The 20,792-nt window shown below is 73.8% G+C and carries 16 protein-coding genes and 1 tRNA gene; 9 read left to right on the plus strand and 8 right to left on the minus strand.

The genetic code is table 11. The annotated features are described in order from the left end of the window. Window positions 1-14 precede the first annotated feature (14 nt). From thrB to argS, 6 genes are all read right to left on the minus strand, one after another. The gene (thrB, locus tag DEJ34_RS09030) at window positions 15-995 is read right to left on the minus strand and encodes a homoserine kinase (protein WP_110911933.1); all 981 of its coding nucleotides are present in this window, start codon (window positions 993-995) and stop codon (window positions 15-17) included. A 41-nt stretch (window positions 996-1,036) separates the two neighbouring features. Continuing rightward, the gene (thrC, locus tag DEJ34_RS09035; protein WP_110911924.1) at window positions 1,037-2,116 is read right to left on the minus strand and encodes a threonine synthase; all 1,080 of its coding nucleotides are present in this window, start codon (window positions 2,114-2,116) and stop codon (window positions 1,037-1,039) included. A 72-nt stretch (window positions 2,117-2,188) separates the two neighbouring features. After that, the gene (locus tag DEJ34_RS09040; RefSeq protein WP_110890833.1) at window positions 2,189-3,496 is read right to left on the minus strand and encodes a homoserine dehydrogenase; all 1,308 of its coding nucleotides are present in this window, start codon (window positions 3,494-3,496) and stop codon (window positions 2,189-2,191) included. A gap of 28 nt (window positions 3,497-3,524) precedes the next feature. Beyond that, on the minus strand, window positions 3,525-4,946 hold the full coding sequence (gene lysA / locus DEJ34_RS09045; protein WP_110911923.1) for a diaminopimelate decarboxylase: 1,422 nt from the start codon (window positions 4,944-4,946) through the stop codon (window positions 3,525-3,527). Between the two features lie 67 nt (window positions 4,947-5,013). Beyond that, complete coding sequence (locus DEJ34_RS09050; RefSeq protein ID WP_110911922.1) at window positions 5,014-5,793, minus strand: hypothetical protein; 780 nt, start codon at window positions 5,791-5,793, stop codon at window positions 5,014-5,016. Between the two features lie 2 nt (window positions 5,794-5,795). Further along, entirely contained in the window at window positions 5,796-7,466 is a 1,671-nt protein-coding gene (gene argS, locus DEJ34_RS09055) for an arginine--tRNA ligase (protein WP_110911921.1), read from the minus strand. A 73-nt stretch (window positions 7,467-7,539) separates the two neighbouring features. Here argS and DEJ34_RS09060 point away from each other — a divergent pair, with 73 nt between their 5' ends. The 4 genes from DEJ34_RS09060 (at window position 7,540) to DEJ34_RS09075 (ending at window position 13,851) form a co-directional block, all read left to right on the plus strand. Continuing rightward, complete coding sequence (locus tag DEJ34_RS09060) at window positions 7,540-8,121, plus strand: hypothetical protein (RefSeq protein ID WP_110911920.1); 582 nt, start codon at window positions 7,540-7,542, stop codon at window positions 8,119-8,121. Window positions 8,122-8,251: 130 nt separating this feature from the next. Then, window positions 8,252-8,323 (plus strand) — tRNA-Arg (locus DEJ34_RS09065). Between the two features lie 216 nt (window positions 8,324-8,539). Further along, entirely contained in the window at window positions 8,540-12,526 is a 3,987-nt protein-coding gene (locus DEJ34_RS09070; RefSeq protein WP_110911919.1) for a Pls/PosA family non-ribosomal peptide synthetase, read from the plus strand. Between the two features lie 8 nt (window positions 12,527-12,534). Further along, the gene (locus DEJ34_RS09075; RefSeq protein WP_181422290.1) at window positions 12,535-13,851 is read left to right on the plus strand and encodes a M1 family metallopeptidase; all 1,317 of its coding nucleotides are present in this window, start codon (window positions 12,535-12,537) and stop codon (window positions 13,849-13,851) included. Here the strand turns inward: DEJ34_RS09075 and DEJ34_RS09080 are convergent. Next, complete coding sequence (locus DEJ34_RS09080) at window positions 13,848-14,549, minus strand: 4'-phosphopantetheinyl transferase family protein (protein WP_110911918.1); 702 nt, start codon at window positions 14,547-14,549, stop codon at window positions 13,848-13,850. The two genes, DEJ34_RS09075 and DEJ34_RS09080, sit on opposite strands and share 4 nt — an antisense overlap. Window positions 14,550-14,642: 93 nt before the next feature. Beyond that, window positions 14,643-14,846, minus strand: coding sequence for a hypothetical protein (locus tag DEJ34_RS09085; RefSeq protein WP_110825128.1), 204 nt, complete (start codon window positions 14,844-14,846; stop codon window positions 14,643-14,645). 223 nt (window positions 14,847-15,069) lie between these two features. On the opposite strand from DEJ34_RS09085, the gene DEJ34_RS09090 reads away from it, so the two are divergent. The 5 genes from DEJ34_RS09090 to DEJ34_RS09110 all read left to right on the plus strand — a co-directional run bounded on the left by DEJ34_RS09090 (window position 15,070) and on the right by DEJ34_RS09110 (window position 20,594). Further along, a complete protein-coding gene (locus DEJ34_RS09090) occupies window positions 15,070-17,103 on the plus strand; it encodes a TPM domain-containing protein (RefSeq protein ID WP_284180678.1) in 2,034 nt (677 codons plus the stop codon). Window positions 17,104-17,148: 45 nt separating this feature from the next. Next, a complete protein-coding gene (locus DEJ34_RS09095) occupies window positions 17,149-17,874 on the plus strand; it encodes a PspA/IM30 family protein (RefSeq protein ID WP_110900152.1) in 726 nt (241 codons plus the stop codon). A gap of 57 nt (window positions 17,875-17,931) precedes the next feature. Further along, the gene (locus tag DEJ34_RS09100) at window positions 17,932-18,753 is read left to right on the plus strand and encodes an arginase family protein (protein ID WP_110825131.1); all 822 of its coding nucleotides are present in this window, start codon (window positions 17,932-17,934) and stop codon (window positions 18,751-18,753) included. An 80-nt stretch (window positions 18,754-18,833) separates the two neighbouring features. Beyond that, on the plus strand, window positions 18,834-20,234 hold the full coding sequence (locus tag DEJ34_RS09105) for a dihydrolipoyl dehydrogenase family protein (protein ID WP_110900151.1): 1,401 nt from the start codon (window positions 18,834-18,836) through the stop codon (window positions 20,232-20,234). A 3-nt stretch (window positions 20,235-20,237) separates the two neighbouring features. Further along, window positions 20,238-20,594, plus strand: a complete 357-nt coding sequence (locus DEJ34_RS09110; protein WP_110891359.1) for a Fe-S oxidoreductase — start codon at window positions 20,238-20,240, stop codon at window positions 20,592-20,594. The last annotated feature ends 198 nt before the right edge of the window (window positions 20,595-20,792 follow it).

Consider the following 20,792-nt stretch of genomic DNA (forward strand, 5'->3'; position numbering starts at 1 on the left):
CCCCACGCACCGGATCAGCGTGGCGGTCGACCTGGGGTGGTCGACGCCTCCGCGAGTTCGGCTTCGAGCGTCGGGTGCGGCTTCACTGTAGCACCACCGAGGTCGACGGCCAGCATGAGCGCACGCCAGGTGGACTCGGCGTGTCGCTCGACCAGTCCGGCCGCCGCGAGCCGCTGTGCCGGGTCGCTCCCCATCACCAGGAGGCTCGGCCCGGCGCCCGAGACGACGGCCGCCAGACCGTGCTGCCGGAGGAGCCCGATCAGGGCGTCCGTCTCGGGCATCGCGCTCGCGCGGTAGGCCTGGTGGAGCCGGTCCTCGGTGGCCGCGAGCAGCAGTTCCGGGCTCTGGATGAGCGCCGCCACGAGCAGTGCCGACCGCGAGACGTTGAAGGCGGCGTCCTCGTGCGGCACCGTCATCGGCTGCAGGGACCGCGCGAGCTTCGTCGAGAGCGTCGACGTCGGGACGAAGACGACGGGCGACACCCCGCGGTGCACGAGCAACCGCTTGTACGCCGGGCCGTCGGCGGTCATCCACGCGATCGTCAGACCACCGAAGAGCGCGGGGGCGACGTTGTCCGGGTGCCCCTCCATCTCGGTGGCGAGGCTCAGCAGCGTGGACGCGTCGAGGTCGACCACTCCGGCGAGGAGCCCACGCGCGGCCATCAGCCCGGCGACGATCGCGGCGGCGGACGACCCCATGCCGCGGCCGTGCGGGATGGCGTTCGTGGCGTGCAGCTCGAGCCCGGGCTGCGGGACGCCGGCGTGCTCGAAACCACGGCGGACGGCCCGGACGACCAGGTTCGTGTCGTCGGTCGGCACCTCACCGGCGCCGACGCCGACGATCGTCACGGTCGCGCCCGGCTCGGGCCGGACGCGGACGTCGACCTCGTCGTAGAGCGACAGCGCGAGTCCGAGGGAGTCGAACCCCGGGCCGAGGTTCGCGGAGGTCGCCGGGACGCGCACCCGGACCGCCCGTCCGGCCGGTACAGCTTCCAGGGCGGTCGCGCCCTCCCCCGGTCCGGACGAGCGGTCGACGCTCACCGCGCGCTGACCAGTCCGAGCACGTCCGCGATCGCGGCGGTGTCCACGGGCACGCTGGTCGGGGCGACCTCGCCGCCGTCCTGCGTGCGGAGCGCCCACTGCGGGTCCTTCAGGCCGTGGCCCGTCACCGTGATGACGACGGTCGCGCCCTTCGGGACGACGCCCGCGTCGGCGCGCTCGAGGAGCCCGGCGACGCCGATGGCCGACGCCGGCTCGACGAAGACGCCGACCTCGGCCGAGAGGATGTGGTGCGCAGCGAGGATCGCCTCGTCGGAGATCGCACCGAAGTAGCCGTCGGTCTCGTCCCGGGCCTCGAGCGCGGGCTGCCACGACGCCGGGTTGCCGATCCGGATCGCCGAGGCGATGGTCTCCGGGTGCCGGACGACCTCACCGTGCACGATCGGGGCCGAGCCGGCTGCCTGGAAGCCGAACATCCGCGGCATCCGCGACGAACGGCCCGAGCCGACGTCCTCGCGGTACCCGCGCGAGTACGCGGTGTAGTTGCCCGCGTTGCCGACCGGCAGGAAGTGGAAGTCCGGCGCGTCCCCCAGGACGTCGACGACCTCGAACGCGGCGGTCTTCTGCCCCTCGATGCGGTCGTTGTTGACCGAGTTGACCAGGTGCACCGGGTAGTTCGCCGACAGGTCCCGCGCGATGTCGAGGCAGTCGTCGAAGTTGCCCTGCACCTGCAGCAGCTGCGCGTCGTGCGCGACGGCCTGGCTCAGCTTGCCCATCGCGATCTTGCCCTCGGGCACGAGCACCGCGGCGGTGATGCCGGCGTGCGTGGCGTACGCGGCCGCCGAGGCGCTCGTGTTGCCGGTGGAGGCGCAGATGACGGCCTTCGCCCCGTGCTCGACGGCCTTCGAGATCGCCATCGTCATGCCGCGGTCCTTGAAGGAGCCGGTCGGGTTCATGCCCTCGTACTTCACATACACCTGGGCGCCGGTGCGCTCGGAGAGTCGTCGCGCCGGGATGAGCGGGGTGCCGCCCTCACCGAGCGTCACGATCGGGGTCGCGTCGGTCACGTCGAGTCGGTCGGCGTACTCGCGCAGGACTCCCTGCCACTGGTGGGCCATCAGGCTTCTCTCTCTGTCCGGTGGGGCGGTCTGGTCTGGGTCGGCTGGGCGGTCGGGAGGCTCGGGGTCGCGTCAGGCGCCGACGACGCGCAGCACGCTGGTCACGTCGATGACGACGTCCTCGCCGCGGAGCGCGACGACGGTGTCGGCCAGGTCGGCCTCACGGGCGAGGTGCGTGCCGATGACGAGCGTCGCGGTCCCCTCGACGGCACCCGTGGTGGTCTGCTCGACGGTCTCGACGCTGACGCCGTGCGCCGCGAGCACCCCGGCGACGGTCGACAGCACGCCGGGGGCGTCCGACACGTGCAGCGCGATCTGGTAGCGGGTCCGCACCGTCCCGATCGGGAAGACGGGCAGTGCCGACTGCGTCGACTCCGCGACACCCGGACCGCCGATGACGTGGCGACGGGCGGCGGACACGAGGTCACCGAGGACCGCGGAGGCCGTCTCCACCCCGCCGGCGCCGGCGCCGTAGAACATGAGGTCGCCGGCGGCCTCGGCCTCGACGAACACCGCGTTCTTCGCCCCGTGCACGCTCGCGAGCGGGTGCGACTCGGGCACGAGCGCGGGGTAGACGCGGGCGCTGACGCCCTCGCGACCCTCGGCGTCGGTGAGGCGCTCGCACGTGGCGAGGATCTTCACGACGTAGCCGGCCTTGCGGGCGGCGCGGACCTGCTCGATCGTCACCGAGGTGATGCCCTCGCGGTGCACGGCGGCGAGCGGGACCGAGGTGTGGAACGCGAGCGACGCGAGGATCGCCGCCTTCTGCGCGGCGTCGTAGCCCTCGATGTCGGCGGTCGGGTCGGCCTCGGCGTACCCGAGCTCCGTCGCGGTCGCCAGTGCGTCGTCGAAGGTCGCGCCCTCGCGGTCCATCAGGTCGAGGATGAAGTTGGTCGTGCCGTTGACGATGCCCATGATCCGCTCGATGCGGTCCCCCGCGAGCGAGTCGTGCAGCGGTCGGATGATCGGGATCGCGCCGGCGACGGCGGCCTCGTAGTAGAGCTGTGCGCCGACCTGCTCGGCGGCGGCGAAGAGCTCCGGGCCGTGCGTGGCGAGCAGCGCCTTGTTGCCGGTGACGACGTCCGCCCCGGACTGCAGGGCCTGCAGCACGAGGGTGCGCGCCGGCTCGATGCCGCCGATGAGCTCGACCACGATGTCGGCCCCGAGGATGAGCGACTCCGCGTCCGTCGTGAAGAGGTCACGCGGCAGGTCGACGTCCCGCTGCGCCTCGACGTCGCGGACGGCGATCCCGACCAGCTCCAGACCGGCGCCGGCCCGGGTCGCGAGCTCCTCGCCGTGCTCGAGCAGGAGTCGGGCGACCTGGGAACCGACCGAGCCGGCTCCCAGCAGCGCGACGCGGACGTTGCGGTATTCGATCATCGGGTGGGTGTCTCTCCGGGTCGGGTGGTCAGCGTGCGGCACCGGTGTCAAGCACCGGCGCGACGCCGGTGTCACGGGCGAGGAGGTCGTCGACGGTCTCGCCACGCACGAGGATACGGGCCGTGCCGTCCGCCACCGCGACGACCGGCGGACGACCGACGTGGTTGTAGTTGCTCGCGAGACTCCAGCAGTAGGCACCGGTCGCGGCCACCGCGAGCAGGTCGTCCCGCTGCACGTCGCCGGGGAGGTACTCGTCGTGGACCACGACGTCACCGCTCTCGCAGTGCTTCCCGACGACACGGGTCAGCACCGGGTCGGCGTCCGACGTCCGGGCGAGGCGTGCGGTGTAGTCAGCGCCGTACAGCGCCGGCCGCACGTTGTCGCTCATGCCGCCGTCGACCGACACGTAGGTGCGCGTCGCCGACGTGCCCTCGTCCGTCTCGACCGTGACGGGCTTGATCGTGCCGACGCGGTACAGCGTGACGCCGGGCGGGCCGACGATGTAGCGGCCGGGCTCCACCGCGACCTCCGGCACCGGGATGCCGCGGGACGCGCACTCCTCTGCGACGATCGCGGCGAGGGCGTCCGCGACGTCCTCGGGCGCGAGGGCCGAGTCCGCCTCGGTGTAGTCGATGCCCCAACCGCCGCCGAGGTTGAGTTCCGGCACCGGACCGGTGGCGACGAGCGTGGCGTGCACGTCCATCAGCCGGCGGGCGGCCTCGCGGAAACCGCTGTCGTCGAAGATCTGCGACCCGATGTGCGAGTGCAGCCCCACGAACGCCAGGGACGGCTCGGCACGGACGGCCGCCGCCGCCTGCACGGCCTCGGACAGCGGGATGCCGAACTTCTGGTCCTCGCGTGCGGTGGCCAGGAACTCGTGGGTCGAGGCGTGCACCCCGCTGTTGATCCGGATGCGCACGCGCTGCACGACACCGGCCTCGGCGGCGATGCGGGCGACGCGGCCGATCTCCTCGTGGCTGTCGAGCACGACCGTGCCGAGCCCGATCGACACCGCGCGCTCGAGTTCTGCGTCGGACTTGTCGTTGCCGTGGAAGCCCATCAGCGCCGGGTCGACGCCCGCGGCCAGCGCGACGGCGATCTCCCCCATCGTGCAGACGTCGAGACGGAGGTCGGCGTCGGCCATCCACCGGGCGACGTGCGTCGTCCAGAAGGCCTTGGCCGCGTAGTAGACGTGCGCCCGGGTCCCGATCCGCGAGAAGGCGTCGGTGAAGGCGTTCCGTACGCGGACGGCGCGCGACTGGACGTCACGCTCGTCGACGACGTACAGGGGTGAGCCGTACTGCGCCACGAGTGCGTCCGCGGCGACACCGCCGATCGCCAGCATGCCGTCGTCGGTCCGCGTCGCGGACGCGGGCCAGATGCGGTCGACGAGTTCGGACGCGTCCGTCGGGAACCGCAGCCGCGGCGGCGCAAGGGGGTTCTCGCTCACGGGACCCGATCCTATCCGGCCGGGACGGGCCTCCCGGCGCATGTGACGCTCGTCGCCCGCGGGGTCCTCAGCAGCGGCCGGTGGTGCGCAGGCCGTCCTCGCTGAGCGGGAGTTCGTCCGCGGTGACGCGCACCGTCGCCGCCGACTCCGTCACCCGGAGCGACCGGACCCGGAGCTGCTCCGGCAGGAACTGCGCCGTGCAGACCGGGACGGGCACGTCCGAGACGCCCGGGATGTCGTCGAGGTCCAACCCGAGCGAGGAGTTGGTGATGCGGACGGTCTCGGGCGTGATCGTGACGCCCCGACCGTCGGACTGCACCGCGACCGAGCCGTCCGCCGCGTAGCCGATGTCGAAGCCGAGCACCGAGGTGGTGCCCCGCAGCTCGACGCCGCCGTCGATGAGCCGGAGTCGTTCGAACAGCGGTGAGTAGGCCGCCAGGTCCTTGACCGCCCCGGCCGCGAGCCGGACCGTGCCGTCGACGTCGTGCACGGCGCCCTGGCCGTCCACCGGCAGGTCGCGCGCGGTCACGTCCGCCGCGAGCGGGATGCCCGCCACCGTCAACCGGTCCGAGGAGATGTGCACCCGGTCGAAGGTCCCGCCGAGCAGCTGCGGGATGACGACGCCGTCCACGTGCGCGTCCACCGTCCCGGTCGTGCCGTCGGGCAGCGACTGCTCGACCTGGTCCGCGATCGTCCGGTCGACGACCCCGCGGAGGACGAACTCGGCGACCACGACGACGACCGCCAGGAGCAGGAGCACGACGACCAGCACGATCGCCAGCGTCCGGCCCCGACGCTTCCGGCCCCGGCGCTTCCGACCCCGACCGGTGGCGGGTGCGGACGTCACCGCTACATCCGTTCGGGCGCGCTGACGCCGAGCAGACCGAGGCCGTTCCGGACCACCTGGCCCGTGGCGTCGTTCACCCAGAGACGGGTGCGGTGCAGGTCCGACACCGGCTCGTCACCGAGCGGCGTGACGCGGCAGGAGTCGTACCAGCGGTGGTACAGGCCGGCGAGCTGCTCGATGTACCGGGCGATCCGGTGCGGTTCCCGGAGCTCCGCGGCCTGGCGGACCACCCGCGGGTACTCCGCGATCGCGCCGAGGAGGGCACTCTCGGACTCGTGGGTGAGCAGCGACGCGTCGAACACCGAGCGGTCCACGCCGGACGCCGCGGCGTTCCGGGCGACGGACTGCGTCCGGGCGTGGGCGTACTGGACGTAGAACACCGGGTTGTCGTTCGTGCGCTTGGTGAGCAGGTCGAGGTCGATGTCGATCGCCGTGTCGCTCGCGAACCGCACGAGCGCGTACCGGCCGGCGTCCACGCCCACGGCGTCGACGAGGTCCTCCATCGTCACGACGGTGCCGTTGCGCTTCGACATCCGGAGCGGCTGGCCGTCCTTGAGCAGGTTCACCAGCTGGCCGATGAGGATCTCGAGGTTCACGCCCGGCTCGTCACCGAACGCCGCACACATGGCCATCATCCGGCCGACGTAGCCGTGGTGGTCGGCGCCGAGCATGATGAGGTTCCGCTCGAAGCCGCGCTCGCGCTTGTCGAGGTAGTAGGCGAGGTCGCCGGCGATGTACGCGGGTTCGCCGTCCGACTTGATGACCACGCGGTCGCGGTCGTCGCCGAAGTCGGTCGTCCGGAGCCAGAGGGCGCCGTCCGCCTCGTACATCCGGCCCTGCTCCTGCAGCCGGGCGATCGCGCGGTCGACCGCCTTCGACTCGTGCAGCGAGTTCTCGTGGAAGAAGACGTCGAAGTCGACGCCGAAGTCGTGCAGCGAGCGCTTGATGTCCGTGAACATGAACTCGACGCCCTCGCGCCGGAACAGTTCCTGCGCTTCGTCGCGCGGCATGCCCGTGACGTCGACACCCGGCTCGAGCGTCGCGAGCACGCGGGCCGCGATCTCGCCGATGTACGCGCCGCCGTAGCCGTCCTCGGGCGTCGGCTCCCCCAGCGCGGACGCCAGGAGGGAGCGGGCGAACCGGTCGATCTGGTTGCCGTGGTCGTTGAAGTAGTACTCGCGGGTGACGAGGCCGCCCTGCGCCTCGAACACGCGCGCCAGGCTGTCGCCCACCGCGGCCCACCGCACGCCGCCCATGTGGATGGGTCCGGTCGGGTTCGCCGACACGAACTCGAGGTCGATGCGGACCCCGTCGTAGAGGTCGCCGTGCCCGAAGGTCACGCCCTGGTCGACCACGGTGCGTGCGACCTCGCCGGCCGCGGCGGCCTCGAGCGTGATGTTGATGAAGCCCGGCCCGGCGATGTCGACCGAGTCCACGCCGTCGAGCTCGGTCAGCTCGCCGGCGATCTCCGTCGCGAGCTCGCGCGGGTTGGTCCCGAGGCGCTTCGCGAGCTGCATGGCCGCGTTCGACGCCCAGTCGCCGTGCGCCCGGTTCTTCGGCCGTTCCAGGGCCACGTGGGACTCCTGGACCGTCACGGTGTCGGCAGCGCCTCGGCGCTCGACGATGCCCGTGAGGATCGACAGGTACGCGGCGGAGAGTTCGGCAGGAGTCACGGCGATCGAGTCTACCGGGACACCCGGCGACCACCCGGACCACGCCGGGAGGGATGCAGCATCATGGTCCGTCATGACCTCCCGCAGCCTCCGGGCGTCCGGCCTCGCCGCACTCGTCGTCCCCACCGCGCTCGTGCTCGCGGCCTGCTCGGGCACGAGCGGTGGTGCCCCCTCCGCCTCCCCCACCACCGGGAGCGTCGGCCGTCCGGTGCCGCAGGACTGCGACGAGCTCGTGCCGGCGACGACGTTCACCGTCTACGGGCGGGATTTCGAGCGGGTGCGGACACCGCGTCCCGCATCGGGTTCGGCCGTCGCGCAGATCACCGGCCAGGACGGTCGCGTGTGCACCTGGCGGTCCACCGCGGACGAGGACGTCACCGTGACCGTCGCCGTGGCACACCTGCCCGCGGCGCAGATCACACAGCTCGAGGACGCACTCTTCGCGCAGGGCGGGTCCGTCCCCACGTACACGGTGGAGGGCTACTACTCCCTCCGCTCCGGCACCGGTCGCGCCGACGCCTTCGCCGGTCCGTACTGGATCCACACCAGCTCGACGCTCTTCACCGAGCCCGGGACCGCCCAGCCCGTCGTCGACGCCGTCCGGCACGCGGTCGCGCCGGACGCGACCGCGCCGACCGGGTCGCCGACGCCCTGACCGGCGCGACGGCCGACGGGAGGCCCGTGTCGGACCGGTGCGGAGCCTCCCGTCCGACACGGCACGCCCGGGGAGGCGCACCGGCGTTCAGGAGGCGGGCGCGGACCTGCTACGGTTGGTGACACCCCGGGCCCCCATAGCTCAGGGGATAGAGCACTGCCCTCCGGAGGCAGGGGCGGAGGTTCGAATCCTCCTGGGGGCACAGTCACATCCCCGCGCAAGCTGTCGTCCTCGCTACGCTCGGTCGGCAGCGCGCGACGTCGCCTGCGGCGACCTTCCCCCGTGGGCACCAGCACGACGTCCGCTGCGGGCACCTTCCCCCGTGGGCACCAGCACGACGTCCGCCGCGGCGACCCTCCGTGGTCGCGGCCACGTGCGTTCCCGAGCAGGACACCTCCGGGCCCTAGGATCACGCGGCGTGACGACCTCCACGCAGCAGGAACTCGACCGCGGGGACCGCGCCGCACCGGCCAGGACCCTGCTCGACGTCCTCACCGCCACCGCCGAGGCACACCCCGACGCCCTCGCCCTCGAGACGCCGGAGGGTGCGCTCGACTACCGCGGCCTCCTCGCCCTCGTGCAGGAGCGCGCCGCCGACCTCGCCCGCCACGGCGTCCGACGCGGCGACCGGGTCGGGATCCGCATCCCCTCCGGTGGCCGGGACCTGTCCGTGTCGATCCTCGCCGTCCTCGCCGCCGGCGCCGCCTACGTCCCCGTCGACGCCGACGACCCCGAGGAACGCGCCACCCTCGTCTTCGGCGAAGCACGGGTGGTCGGCGTCATCGGTGCCGGCGGTGTGCTCCGCGACCGCCAGGGCGCTCCGCTGCCGGTCACCGACCCCGCGGCGAGCGCCGAGGCGCCCACGACCGAGGACGACGCGTGGGTCATCTTCACGTCGGGGTCCACCGGCGTGCCGAAGGGCGTGGCCGTCACCCACCGCTCCGCCGCGGCCTTCGTCGACGCCGAGGCCCGGATGTTCCTGCAGACCGCGCCGCTCGGTCCGGACGACCGGGTGCTCGCGGGCCTCAGCGTGGCGTTCGACGCCTCGTGCGAGGAGATGTGGCTCGCCTGGGGACACGGTGCCTGCCTCGTGCCGGCGCCCCGGTCGCTCGTGAAGAGCGGGGTCGACCTCGGCCCGTGGCTCATCGCGCACGGCATCACCGTCGTCTCGACCGTCCCCACGCTCGCGGCACTGTGGCCCGACGACGCGCTCGAGTCCGTGCGGCTGGTGATCTTCGGCGGTGAGGCCTGCCCGCCGGAGCTCGCCGCCCGCATCGCGTCCCGGGACCGCGAGGTGTGGAACACGTACGGCCCGACCGAGGCGACGGTCGTCGCGTGTGGTGCCCTGCTCGACGGCAGCACCCCGGTGCGGATCGGCCTGCCGCTCGACGGGTGGGACCTCGCGGTCGTCGACGCCGCGGGGCAGCGCGTCGCGCCGGGGCAGGTCGGCGAACTCGTCATCGGGGGCGTCGGCCTCGGCCGGTACCTCGACCCGGCGAAGGACGCCGAGAAGTACGCGCCCTTCCCGCAGCTCGGGTGGGAGCGGGCGTACCGGAGCGGCGACCTGGTCCGGTACGACCCCGAGGGGCTCGTCTTCCAGGGTCGCGCCGACGACCAGGTGAAGCTGGGCGGCCGGCGCATCGAACTCGGCGAGATCGACGCGGCCCTGCAGTCCCTCGACGACGTCGCCGCGGGTGCCGCGGTCGTGCAGCGCACCCCGGCGGGCAACCAGGTGCTCGTCGGCTACGTCGCCCCGGTCGCCGGCGCGGTCGTCGACACGGCCGCGGCGAACACCCGTCTCCGCGAGGAACTGCCCGCCGCGCTCGTGCCGCTCCTCGCCGTCGTCGACTCCCTGCCGACGCGGACGTCCGGCAAGGTCGACCGGGCGGCGCTGCCGTGGCCCCTCGCGGGCGCGATCGGGACGGACCTGCCGCCGACCGTCGCGTGGATCGCCGAGCGGTGGTCGGCGATCCTCGGTGTCCCGGTCGCCGACGTCGACGACGACTTCTTCGCGCACGGCGGCGGCTCCCTGACCGCCGCGCAGCTCGTGTCGGCGGTCCGCGAGCGCTACCCCACGACCACCGTGGCCGACGTCTACGACCACCCGCGGATCGGCGCACTCGCGGCAGCGCTCGACGCGTCCGGGCCGGTGGCGGCGGCACGACGGGACGTCCGGCCGGTGCCGCCGCGCACCGGGCTGCTCCTGACGGTGCTCGGCCTGCCGCTCCAGGTGCTCCGTGGGCTGCGCCTGCTGAGCTGGACGGCACTCGTCGCGGCGGTGCTGCACGCCACCACGATGCCGTTCCTGCCCGTGCTGCCCTGGCCGCTCCTGGTGATCGCCCTCGTGCTCTTCGTCACCCCGGCCGGCAAGATGACGATCACGGTCGTCGCCGCCCGCCTGCTCCTGGCCGGGGTCCGTGCCGGCGACCACCCGCGCGGCGGCTCGGTGCACGTCCGGGTCTGGCTCGCGGAACGGATCGCGGAGGCCGTGGACGGTCCGTCGACCGCGGGTGCCCCGTGGATCAGCTACTACGCCCGGGCCCTCGGTGCGAGGATCGGCCGGGACGTCGACCTGCACACGCTGCCGCCGGTCACCGGGATGCTCACGATCGGGAAGCGCGCCGCAGTGGAGCCCGAGGTGGACCTCGCCGGACACTGGGTGGACGGCGACGTGTTCCGCCTGGGTCCCGTACACGTCGGCGCGGACGCGGTCGTGCACAGCCGCTCGACCCTGATGCCCGGAGCACACGTGGGCGACGGCGCGGAGGTCGAGGCCCGCTCGGCGGTGGCCGGCGCGGTCCCGGCGGGTGAGCGCTGGGCGGGCTCGCCGGCCGAGCGCATCGGGTCGGCACGCCACGGCCGGGAGGCCCGCCCCGCGTCCCCGAAGCGGTGGCTGCTCGCGTACGGGGCCGGGTCGGTCGCCGTCGCCGGGCTCCCCGTCGTCGGCGTCACGGCCGGACTGGCCGTCGCGGCGCTCGTCGTCGGGCGCCCGACCTCGCTCGGGGCCGCGGTCGGCCCCACGCTGCTGAGCGTGCCGCTCGCCACGGTCGTCGCGGGCCTCGTGTACGCGGGCCTCGTCGTCGCCGCGGTCCGGCTGCTCGGGCTCGGGCTCGTCGAGGGTCGGCACCCCGTGCGGTCCCGGACCGGGTGGCAGGTGTGGTGCACCGAACGGGTCCTCGACGCTGCCCGCACGCTGCTGTTCCCGCTGTACGCGAGCCTCGTCACCCCGCTCTGGCTCCGCCTGCTCGGCGCGCGGGTCGGCCGGGACACCGAGATCTCCACCGTGCTGCTCATCCCCGCGCTGACACAGATCGCGTCCGGGGCGTTCCTGGCCGACGACACCATGGTCGCCACCTACGAGCTCGGCGGCGGTCGGGTGAGGATCGGTCGGTCGAAGGTGGGCCGCCGGGCGTTCCTCGGCAACAGCGGCATGACCGGCGCCGGTCGGTCGGTGCCGCGCGAGGCCCTCGTCGCGGTGCTGTCCGCCGTGCCGAAGAAGGCCAAGCGCGGGTCCTCGTGGCTCGGCAGTCCCCCGGTCCGGCTCCGACGGGCGGCGGCGCACTTCGACGAGGAGCGCACGTTCCGGCCGCCGACCCGGCTGAAGGTCGCCCGCGGCGCGTGGGAGGTGCTGCGTCTCGTGGCACCCATGGTGTCCGCCGCGATCGGGGTGGCCGTCGCTGCCACCTTCCTGGCCCTGTGGACCACGGTGGGGCTCGGCTGGACGGTGCTGCTCGCCGGCCCGGTCCTCATCGCCGCCGGTGCGGTCGCGGCGGCCGTCTCGACAGTGGCGAAGTGGGCCTTCGTCGGGCGCATCACCGCCACCGAGCACCCGCTCTGGTCGTCGTTCGTCTGGCGCAACGAGGTGCAGGACACCTTCGTCGAGACCGTCGCACGCCCCTGGTTCGCCGAGCAGGCCATCGGCACCCCGGCCCTGGCGGCGTGGTTGCGGAGCCTCGGTGCGACGATCGGCCGCGGCGTCTGGTGCGAGACCTACTGGCTGCCGGAGGCCGACCTCGTCACGATCGGCGACGGGGCGACCGTCGCCCGCGGCACCGTGGTGCAGACGCACCTGTTCCACGACCGCGTCATGCAGCTCGGCACCGTGACGCTCGACGCCGGCGCGACGCTCGGGCCGCACGGTGTGGTCCTGCCCGCCGCCGGCATCGGCCCGGGAGCGACCGTCGGGCCCGCCTCGCTCGTGATGCGCGGCGAGCAGGTCCCGGGCGGCACGCTCTGGGCCGGCAACCCGATCAGCCCGTGGGAGCACCCGCCGTGGCGCACCGCGGCGTCCACCACCGGGCACGACGGGGCGAGCGGGTCCGGCGACGCCGACGGACCACGCGACGCCAGTGGGTCCGGCGAGCGCGCCGAGCACCCGGGGCCGGTCGGCGCCGTGGCAGACTGACCGGCACCGTGAAGCAGACCGACCCCACCGCCGACCCGTACACCCCGCACAGCGGCGACCGGCGGTGGACGACCCGCCACCACGACCTGCGACTCGACTACCGCGTCGCCACGAACCGGCTCGACGCGACCGCGACGATCAGCGCGACCGCCGACGAGCCGCTCGAGAAGGTCGTGCTCGACCTGCACGGGCTGAGCGTCGACCGGGTCGACGTCGACGGCGTGCGCGCGAAGAAGGTCTCGGTCGGGACCCACAAGACGACCGTGACACCCGCCGCACCGATCGCTGCGGGCGACGAGTTCACGGTGCACGTGCGGTACCGCGGCGCACCCCGACCACTCCGGAGCCCCTGGGGCACGCTCGGCTGGGAGGAACTGACCGACGGCGTGATCGTCGCGAGCCAGCCCGTCGGCGCACCGTCGTGGTTCCCCTGCAACGACCGCCCCGACGACAAGGCGACCTACCGCATCGAGGTGACGTGCGAAGCGGGGTACGAGGTCATCGCGAACGGCGCGCTGCTCGGCCGGGAGCGCACTGCTCGTGGCACGCGCTGGACCTACGCCGTCACCGAGCCGATGGCGACCTACCTGGCCACCGTGCAGATCGGTCGGTACCGCGCGACGAAACTGCGCGGCGGTGCGGTGCCGGTCACCGTGCACCACCCGTCCGACCTGACCGCCGCCGTGAGGACGGACTTCGGCCAGGTGCCCGACATGATCGCCCTGTTCACCGACCGGTTCGGGCCGTACCCGTTCGCCGAGTACGGCGTCGTGGTGACCGACGACGAGCTCGAGATCCCGCTCGAGGCGCACGGCCTCGCGGTCTTCGGGCGGAACCACGTCGACGGGGAGCACGGCACCGACCGGCTCATCGCCCACGAGTTGGCGCACCAGTGGTTCGGCAACTCGGTGACGCTCGGCGTGTGGCGCGACATCTGGCTGCACGAGGGCTTCGCCTGCTACGCCGAGTGGCTCTGGTCCGAGCACCGCGGCGGCCCCACCGCGGACGACCTGGCGGCGACGTACCGTGCCGGGCTGCTCGACCAGCTGGAGGACCTCGTCGTCGCGGACCCCGGCGCCCGGGACATGTTCGACGACCGCGTCTACAAGCGCGGCGCGCTCGCCCTGCACGCCCTGCGACGGACGATCGGCGACGCTGCCTTCACCGACGGTCTCCGCACGGTGACCGGACGGCACCACCACGGCACGGTGACGACGCCAGACGTCGTGGGCGCGTTCGCGACGGCCGCCGGCACCGACCCCGCGCACGTGCTGCGCGCGCTCGGACCCTGGATCGACGAACCGGGCGTCCCCCCGCTGCCCTAGCCCCGGCGCCGCCCTGACACGGCGCCGCCCTGGCGCCCGTGCCGTCGCGGCGTCGGCGTCGTCCCGGTGTCCCCGCCGTCCTGGGGTCCCGGTCCACGGAGGTCCTCGACCCGGACCGGAGTACCGCCCGCGGCGACGGCCACGACCAGGTCCGCGTCGAGCACGACGACCGTGACGAGCTGCTCCATCCCGTCGAACCGCGCGCGGTCCACCTGCCCGTCGCCGACTCGTCCGAGGACGGCCTCCACGCGTGCGGGATCGACCCGGAGCCCCCGTCCGTCACGCTTCAGCACCGCCTCCTTCACCGTCCAGCACGCGGTGAGGTGCACCCCCGCGCACTCCGGTCCGGACGCGACCGCGCGGTGCCGCTCCCCCGCGGTGAAGGCGTCGAGCGGGGCCGCCGTCACCCGGGACGCCCGCTCGACGTCGACACCGAGCGACGCCGGCCCGACGGCGAGGACGACGATCCCCGAGGTCCGCGCCAGACCGACGCCGACCCGACGACCGTCGACCCGGGCTCCCGGCCGACCGTGGTCCGCAGCACCGCAGTGTGGACAGCGCTGCTGCACGGAGACCAGGGCCGGGTCCGATCGGGTGACCTCGGCGACGAACGCGACCAGGGCCTCCCGGTCGGCCGTTCGCGACGCCCCTGCGGCGGCCACCCGCACCGACACGGTCTGGAGGCCCGACTCACCCACGCGAGCAGCCTACGGTCCGCAGTGGGACGGCCGGTGCGGGCACGACGACGGCCCCGGTCGGGACCGACCGGGGCCGTGCTGTCGTCCTGCGGGTCAGGCGTGGGTGAGGGCGATGAGTGCGACGTTCATCGTCGCGTACCGGCCCTCGGACCGGGTCGCCTGACGCACGCGTCCGCGGAGGACCTCGTACCGTCCGTCACGCTCACGCACGAACCCGATCACGCCGCTCGCCGGCGTGGACACGCGGTGGTACCCGTCCTCGAGTGGGACGACTTCTGCGGTGGTCGCTCGCTCCATTGCTGCTCCCCTTCCTTCATTGGCTCAGACCCACTCTACCCCGTTTCGGGGGACATGCCCGCAGCACTGTCCACTGTGTGCGGGCCCCGGGCGATCCCGGTGGGGTACAACCGACGCAGGCCCGCCCTCCCGCTCCACAGCCCCGGCTCGTCCAGGAGGTGCCTGGCTAGACTCCGGACGACGGCCACGGACCAGCTGGACGAGGGCCACGGACGGAGGACGGATGCGCACGGTCGAGGTCAGGACGGACTCCGGGTCGACGGGGGTGCCTGCCCGGGACGACGCGGCGCCACGTCCCCTGCTCGCGCGTCTGCTGGCAGGCGCGACCGCCGCCACCGTCGCCGCGCTGCTCGTCGTCGCCCCGGTCCCGGCCGCGCACGCCACCGAGCCGGTCGACCTCAGCGGCGCGTACGTCCTCGACGACGCGGACGCCCTCACCGACGCCCAGCAGGCCGACGTCGAGCAGGCCGTGCAGGACCTGTACCAGGAGACGCAGACACAGCTGTTCGTCGTCTTCGTGCCGTCCTTCACCGACCCGAGCGACCACACCGCCTGGGGTGCCGCGACCATGCAGCAGAACCAGATCGAGACCGACAGCATCCTGCTCTCCGTCGCGGTCGACGAGCGGAACTACGACGTCCAGCAGACCAACGAGACGGCGATCACCTCGAGCGACGTCGAGCGCGCGGTCGACGGCGACCTGCTCCCCCGCCTCAAGCAGGGCGACTGGGCCGCCGCGGCGACGGCCTTCGCCGGCGGACTCCAGCAGAGCCAGCAGCCCGCCGACCTCACCTGGCTGTGGGTGCTGCTCGGTGTCGCCGTCCTGGCCGCGGTCGTCGCCGTCCTCGTCATCCGGGCCCGCAACCGGCGGCGCACCGTCGCGGCCCGGCGCGAGCAGGAGCAGTCCCTCGCCGAACTCCAGCGACGCGCCGGTGGGGCCCTCGTCACGATCGACGACGAACTGCGCACGGCCGAACAAGAGGTCGGCTTCGCGGCGGCGCAGTTCGGCGAGGACGCCGCCGCCCCGTTCGCCGAGACCGTGTCGATCGCCAAGCGCGAGGTCCGCAAGGCCTTCGCCCTCCAGCAGCAGCTCGACGACGAGGTCCCGGACACGCCGCAGGAGCGCGCCGAGTGGGCGAACCAGATCATCGCCATCTGCGAGCAGGCGCACGCGGCCATCGAGTCGCAGACCGAGTCGTTCGACCAGCTGCGCTCGCTCGAAGCGGGCGTCGACACCGCCGCCGCCGAGCTGACCGCCGCCCTCGGGACCGCTCCCGCCGCCGTGGCCGCGGCCCGTGCGGCGCTGGAGCGCGTCCGGACGGCGTACACCGGTCGGACGCTCGCGAGCGTCGCCGACAACGTCGACCAGGCCGAGCAGGTGCTCGCGTACGCCGACGAGCGTGCCGGTGCCGCTCGGACGGCGCTCGCCGCGGGCGACCGGGGCGAGGCCGTCGTCGCGGTCCGGGACGGGCAGCACGCGCTGGCCCAGGTGCAGCAGCTCACCGGCGCCGTCACGGCAGCGGAGCGCACCTTCGCCGACGCCGCCGAGCGTGCCGAGGCGATGCGCGCCGACATCGAGGGCGACGTCGCCGCGGCCGCCACCCTCCGCACCGGCGGCCCCGACCTCGCGGCCGCGGTCGCGCGGGCGCAGCGGGTCCTCCGTGCCGACGTCGACCCGCGTGACCCCGTCGGGGCGGTCGACGCGCTCACGAAGGCGAACACGGACATCGACGCCGCCCTCGCGACCGCCCGCACCGCCGAGGAGCAGCATCGTCGCGCGACCCAGGCCCTCGACGCCGCCCTCCGGGACGCCCGTTCCCGGATCGGCCAGGCGCGCGAGTTCATCACCGTGCACCGCGGAGCCGTCGGCCCCGCCGCACGCACCCGTCTGTCCGAGGCCGAGCGGGCCTTCGACGACGCCCTCGACCTCGCCACCACCGACCCGCAGCGGGCACTGCAGGCCGCCCGTGCCGCGGAGCAGTACGCGGCAGCGGCCATCGACGAGGCGAACGACGACACCACCGGGTGGCCCGGCGGCGGCATGGGCGGCATGGGCGGCGGTCGCGGCGGTCCGCAGCTCGGCGGACTCGTCACCGGTCTCGTCCTCGGCGGACTGCTCGGCGGTCGCGGCGGGAGCTACGGGGGCGGCAGCTTCGGCGGGGGCGGCTTCGGCGGCGGGTCGTTCGGCGGCGGGGGTGGCTTCGGCGGCGGGGGCGGCGGGGGTGGCGGCGGCTTCTCCGGCGGCGGCCGCTTCTGACCGGTCAGACCCACCTAGACAACCAACCACGAAAGGGACACAGCAATGGCAAAGCAGACCATCTTCGGCCGGATCTCCTCGCTCGTCCGGGCGAACATCAACCAGATCATCGACGACGCCGAGGACCCGCAGCTGATGCTCGACCAGCTCGTCCGCGACTACTCGAACAACATCGCCGACGCCAAGAGCGCCATCGCGCAGACGATCGGCAACCTCCGCCTGCTCGAGCAGGACAACGAGGAGGACGTCCGCGCCGCCCAGGAGTGGGGCCAGAAGGCGGGCAACGCCTCCGCCGCAGCGGACAAGTACCGCGCCGAGGGCAAGACGGCCGAGGCCGACAAGTTCGACAACCTCGCCAAGATCGCCATCGGCAAGCAGATCGCCGCCGAGCAGGAGGTCAAGGACAACGCCGCACCGCTCGCCACGCAGAACGAGCAGGTCGAGAAGCTCAAGCAGGGCCTCGCCGGCATGGAGCAGAAGCTCGAGGAGCTCCGCGCCAAGCGCAACAGCCTCGTCGCCCGCGCCAAGACCGCGGAGGCGCAGTCGAAGGTGAACGACGCCATCGGCACGATCGACATCACCGACCCGACGAGCGACCTCGCGCGCTTCGAGGAGAAGGTCCGTCGCGAAGAGGCGAAGGTCATCGGCCAGCAGGAGCTGCAGGCGTCGAGCCTCGACGCGCAGTTCGAGAGCCTCGAGGACGTCGGCCGCGACGCCGAGGTGGAGGCCCGTCTCGCAGCCCTCAAGTCCGGCGGGGCGTCCGCGGTCTGACACCGCGCACCACCGGCAGCTCCGGACGACGTCGGACCCGGCTGACAGACTGACAGGATGCGCTTCCTCGTGGTCGGTCAGTGGCAGGGTTCGGCGTCGTCTCGCGCCATGCGGCTCGCGGACGGAGCCGCCGCCGTCGCCGCGGACCTCCCCCGAGCCGCGACGACGACGATCGCCGTCCCACCCGGTGCGGGCGACCGGCTCGACACTGCGGTCGCCCGCTACACCTCGGTCCTCTCCGTCTCCGGATCCGTCGCCGAGGAGTGCGCCGTCGCGAGCGAACCCGTGCTCGTCATCGGCGGGGACGGCTCGACCGTCCTCGGTGCCTCGGTCCTCGTCGGCCCCGACACCACCGTCGTCCGGTTGTCCGGCTCGAGCGGCTACCGAGCGCTGAACCGCGCGCAGCCGGTCGCCGCCGAGACGGCCGCGCTGCGCCTGCTGGTCGACCGCCCGGCAGACCTGTTCCCGGAGCTCCCGGTCGTCCCCGCCGCGTCCGTCGTCGTCGCGGGCACCCGCGGGACCGAGGGGGCCGAGGCGGCCGCCCTCGAGCGCGCCGGCGTCGCACACCTCGACGTGGACGCGGCCACGCCCGACGCGCTCGCAGCCGCCGTCGAGCGGACCGGGGCCACCGGGGTCTTCGTCCACGTCGACCTCGACGTGCTCGACCCATCCGAGGTCGACGGCCTGCTGGAACCCGTGCCGTTCGGACTCGACGGCGCCGCCCTGGTCGCCCTCGTCCAGGCGGCCACCGCCGGCCGACGGCTCGTCGGCGCCGCACTCACCGGCTTCGCACCCGTCGACCCGGAGCGGGCCGTCGACGACCTCGGCGTGATCCTCCGGATCGTCGGCGCACTCTCCACCGCAGCACGGGCCTCCTGACCCGCCCGTCCACACCGGACGCTCCACACAGCGCAGCGCTCCCGGCCGGGACCCCACCCCGGGCGGCTACGCTCGGCCCCATGACGGACTACGACCTCATCGTGATCGGAGCCGGCGCTGTCGGCGAGAACGTGGCGGACTACGCCCACAAGCGCGGCCTGTCGGTCGCGGTCGTCGAAGCCGAGCTCGTGGGCGGTGAGTGCTCGTACTGGGCCTGCATGCCGTCCAAGGCCCTCCTGCGCAGCAGCCACGCGGTCGCCGCGGCCAAGCGCCTCGGCGGAGCGGAGGAAGCCGTCACCGGCTCCGTCGACGCTGCCGCCGTCCTGGCCCGTCGCAACTCGTTCACGAGCAACTGGGACGACGCGTCGCAGGTGCAGTGGCTCGAGTCGTCCGACATCGCGCTGATCCGCGGGTACGCGAAGTTCACCGGCGCGAAGACCATCGAGGTCGACGGGACCTCGTACACGGCCGGGGCCGTCGCCGTCGCGACCGGCTCGCTGCACACGCTGCCGCCGGTCCCCGGACTCGAAGCGGCGAAGCCCTGGGGCACGCGCGAGGGCACGAGTGCGCAGGAGGTCCCGGAGAGCCTGCTCGTCATCGGCGGCGGTGTCGCCGGGTCCGAGCTCGCCACCGCGTGGGCGGCCCTCGGCGCGAAGGTGACACTCGTCGCCCGCCACGGCCTGCTCGGCGGGATGGAACCGTTCGCCGGTGAACTCGTCGGCGACGCCATGCGCGAGGCCGGCATCGACGTCCGCACCGGCGTCAACCCGACGCGCGTGGACCGCGACGAGCACGGCCTCGTCACGACGACCTTCGACGACGGCACGACCCTCGTCACGAGCGAGGTCCTCGCCGCGACGGGCCGCGCCCCGGGCACCGGCAACCTCGGGCTCGAGGCCGTCGGACTCACCCCGGGCGAGTGGCTCGAGGTCGACGACACCATGCTCGTCACCGGCACCGACTGGCTCTACGGCGTCGGTGACGTGAACCACCGCGCCCTCCTCACCCACCAGGGCAAGTACCAGGCCCGCGCCGCCGGTGAGGCGATCGCCGCCCGCCTCCAGGGGAAGCCCGTGCACGCGGAACCGTGGGGCGCCCACGTCGCCACGGCCGACCACGCCGCGGTCCCCCAGGTGACGTTCACCGACCCCGAGGTCGCGAGCGTCGGCCTCACCGAGGAGCAGGCCCGGCAGCAGGGCATCGACGTCCGTGCGGTCGAGTACGACCTCGGCGCCGTCGCCGGCTCGGCACTGCAGGCCGACGGCTACACCGGGCGCGCCAAGATGGTCGTCGACGAGTCCCGCGGGGTCGTCGTCGGCGTGACCTTCGTCGGGCAGGACGTCGCCGAGATGCTGCAGGCCGCGACGGTCGCCGTGGTCGGCGAGGTCCCCGTGGACCGGCTCTGGCACGCCGTCCCCGCCTACCCGACGATGAACGAGATCTGGCTCCGCCTGCTCGAGACGTACGGCCGCCCCGAGTAGCCGGTGCTGAACCCGCTCGTCGACTCGCCGGTGTCCCGCGCCGGGTGGGCGTTCGCGACGGCCGTCGGCCTCGCGATCGGCCTGACGCTGTCGACGGGGCCCGTGCGGGTCGTCGACGGGCTCGTCGTCTGCCGAGGCCTGCCCCGCTGGGTCTTCCGGCGTGGCGGGACCTGCGTCGGCTCGGTGTACCTCACCCGGGACAACGACGGCGACCGGGTCCTGCGGCACGAGCGGGTGCACGTCGACCAGTGGCGGCGGTACGGCATGCTCATGCCGCTGCTGTACGCGCTGGCGGGGCGCGACCCGCTGCACAACCGTTTCGAGGTCGAGGCCGGACTCGAGGACGGCGGCTACCGCTGAGCGCCGAGCGCTGAGCGCCGAGCGCTCAGCGCCGAGCGCCGAGCGCCGAGCGCCTGCCCGCGCCCGGCTCGGCGTCAGCCGCGGCGTCCGCCGGTCACGCACAACGGAAACCGGCTCGAACCACGGACTCCCGTGGTTCGAGCCGGTTTCCGTTGTGCGGCGCCGGACCGCGCCGGACCCGGACCGCGCCGGCCCCGT

The sequence above is a fragment of the Curtobacterium sp. MCPF17_050 genome, from assembly GCF_003224435.2.
GTDB lineage: Bacteria > Actinomycetota > Actinomycetes > Actinomycetales > Microbacteriaceae > Curtobacterium.

Coding starts and splice junctions, on each gene's coding strand:
- thrC (WP_110911924.1), bottom strand. CDS start 2,116: ATGGCCCACCAGTGGCAGGGAGTCCTGCGCGAGTACGCCGACCGACTC.
- DEJ34_RS09040 (WP_110890833.1), bottom strand. CDS start 3,496: ATGATCGAATACCGCAACGTCCGCGTCGCGCTGCTGGGAGCCGGCTCG.
- DEJ34_RS09060 (WP_110911920.1), top strand. CDS start 7,540: ATGACCTCCCGCAGCCTCCGGGCGTCCGGCCTCGCCGCACTCGTCGTC.
- DEJ34_RS09085 (WP_110825128.1), bottom strand. CDS start 14,846: ATGGAGCGAGCGACCACCGCAGAAGTCGTCCCACTCGAGGACGGGTAC.
- DEJ34_RS09090 (WP_284180678.1), top strand. CDS start 15,070: ATGCGCACGGTCGAGGTCAGGACGGACTCCGGGTCGACGGGGGTGCCT.
- DEJ34_RS09095 (WP_110900152.1), top strand. CDS start 17,149: ATGGCAAAGCAGACCATCTTCGGCCGGATCTCCTCGCTCGTCCGGGCG.
- DEJ34_RS09100 (WP_110825131.1), top strand. CDS start 17,932: ATGCGCTTCCTCGTGGTCGGTCAGTGGCAGGGTTCGGCGTCGTCTCGC.
- DEJ34_RS09105 (WP_110900151.1), top strand. CDS start 18,834: ATGACGGACTACGACCTCATCGTGATCGGAGCCGGCGCTGTCGGCGAG.